This is a genomic window from Halomonas sp. B23F22_20 (genome assembly GCF_043496985.1).
In the GTDB taxonomy this organism is placed as follows: Bacteria; Pseudomonadota; Gammaproteobacteria; order Pseudomonadales; family Halomonadaceae; genus Halomonas.
In genome coordinates, this window is record NZ_JBIEKH010000117.1 from 1 (window position 1) to 612 (window position 612).

Below are 612 nucleotides of genomic sequence, written 5' to 3' on the forward strand. Positions count from 1 at the left end.
GTACGCACGTGGATGGGTTGATTAATTCAACCCATTCTTTTTTTGGCCTGATACCGTTAAGAGTCTATAAAGTATATTTCAGATGCAAGATTTTTGAGTTCAATCGGTTTGAAAGCGTTTAAATATTCTTCAGAGAGGAATAAGACCTAAGTCATGGTCATTATTTAATGCTTATTTCAGCACAGATTTTATACATATTTCTACAGCGTTCGGCGGTGGCAAAACACTAGGGAGGTTATTTATTGAATATTAAACGAGTAGTAACAGCAGGGGCGTTAAGTGCATCTTTGCTTATTCCAAGTAGCATTACATTTGCAGACAATCACGGTGAGAAAGTGATGAAGCCAACGGTACAAACGGAAGCGGTTGAGCTGAGAGCAACGCTTGATAAACTGTTTTCAGAGCATGTGTACTTAGCGATGACAGCGATGAGAAAAGGGGCAAACCGAGACCCTGACTTTGAAGAAGCTGCAGAAGCTTTAAATGGAAATACAGAAGATTTAACAATGGCGATGGCCAGTGTTTATGGAGTGAACGCCGGTGAGAAGTTCAATCAATTATGGAGTGATCACGTTGGGTACTTCGTCGATTATGTGAAGGCTACGGCTGCTG

Annotated in this window: 1 protein-coding gene; it reads left to right on the plus strand. The window is 41.0% G+C overall.

Annotation, left to right across the window (positions count from 1 at the left end; all coding sequences use genetic code 11):
* Nucleotides 1-242: 242 nt before the first annotated feature.
* Nucleotides 243-612 (plus strand): hypothetical protein (locus tag ACGTN6_RS20875; RefSeq protein ID WP_394595016.1); only part of this gene is annotated, 370 nt, incomplete at its 3' end.